The organism is Nocardioides sp. ChNu-99, from assembly GCF_029493445.1.
In the GTDB taxonomy this organism is placed as follows: domain Bacteria; phylum Actinomycetota; class Actinomycetes; order Propionibacteriales; family Nocardioidaceae; genus Nocardioides.
The window spans coordinates 1-1,460 of record NZ_JAHWBL010000112.1 but is presented as its reverse complement, the minus strand read 5'-3'; the positions used below and the strand labels follow the sequence as shown (position 1 = coordinate 1,460).

1 protein-coding gene and 1 pseudogene are annotated in these 1,460 nt (G+C 71.7%); both read left to right on the top strand.

The genetic code is table 11. The features are described from left to right. Positions 1 to 789 (top strand): methyltransferase domain-containing protein (locus KK617_RS18590; protein ID WP_346813557.1); only part of this gene is annotated, 789 nt, incomplete at its 5' end. Beyond that, positions 786 to 1,460, top strand: a pseudogene (locus KK617_RS18585) (arsenical-resistance protein); the annotation flags it as partial. The gene KK617_RS18590 and the pseudogene KK617_RS18585, both read left to right, overlap by 4 nt.

The window sequence follows — 1,460 nt, the reverse complement described above, 5'->3', positions numbered from 1 at the left end:
GAGACCGTGCGGGCTCGGTACGCCGAGGCGGCACGGTCGTCGCAGTCTGCTGCGGGCTGCTGCGGGCCGAACCCCGTGCTGCTGTCGGAGACGGACCTGTACCGGGACAACGAGCGTGACGGCGTGACGGTGTTCGGGTCGGGCTTGTACGCAGGCGCCGAGCGCGACGGCGAGCAGGGCGACGGCGCCACGGCGGCTGCTCTCGAGGCCTCCCTGGGCTGTGGCGTCCCCACGGCGGTCGCCGACCTCGCTGCGGGCGAGGTCGTGCTCGACCTGGGTTCGGGTGCCGGCGGGGACGTCCTGATCTCGGCGCGCCGGGTCGGCCCGTCGGGCAAGGTCTACGGGCTCGACATGACCACGGAGATGCTCGCGCTCGCCCGGGACAACGCCGTGGCGGCGGGGGTGGACAACGCCGAGTTCCTCGAGGGCTACCTCGAGGACGTCCCGCTGCCCGATGCGTCGGTGGACGTGGTCATCTCCAACTGCGTGATCAACCTGGCCGCGGACAAGCGGGTCGCGCTGGCCGAGGCCGCACGGGTGACCCGTGCGGGCGGCCGGTTCGCGGTCTCCGACGTGGTCGCCGACGAGGGCATGGACGAGACGACCCGAGCCGACGTCGCCGCGTTCACCGGGTGCATCGCGGGTGCGATGACTGAGGCCGAGTACCGCGACACCCTCATCGCGACCGGGTGGGAGCAGGTCACCATCGAGACCACCCACCGCGTCCACGACCAGGCGGCCGCGGCCATCATCCGCGCCACCCGCAGCAACGGATCGGAGATCTCGTGAGCACGACCTCGCACCCCACGTCCACCCCGTCGAGCGACCAGGGCACCGAGGCGGGCGTGGTCGCCCAGCTGTCGTTGCTGGACCGGTTCCTGCCGGTGTGGATCATCGCCGCCATGGCCCTCGGGCTCGTGCTGGGTCGGGCCGTGCCCGGCATCGACGAGGCCCTCGAGGCCGTCGAGATCGGCGGGGTCTCGCTGCCGATCGCGATCGGGCTGCTGCTGATGATGTACCCGGTGCTGGCCAAGGTCCGCTACACGGAGACCTCGCGGGTCACGTCCGACCGCAAGCTGCTCGTCGCGTCGCTGGTGCTCAACTGGGTCGTCGGGCCGGCGCTCATGTTCGCGCTGGCCTGGCTGCTCCTGCCGGACCTCCCGGAGTACCGCACCGGCCTCGTCATCGTCGGCCTGGCGCGTTGCATCGCGATGGTGCTGATCTGGAACGACCTCGCGTGCGGTGACCGCGAGGCGGCGGCCGTGCTCGTGGCCATCAACTCCGTGTTCCAGATCGTCGCCTTCGCCGCCCTGGGCTGGTTCTACCTGCAGACCCTGCCCGGGTGGCTGGGCCTGGAGACGACGTCGGCCGAGTTCTCCGTCGGCGCCATCGCCCTCAGCGTGCTGATCTTCCTCGGTGTCCCGCTGGTCGCCGGGTTCCTCACGCGCCTCGTCGGCGAG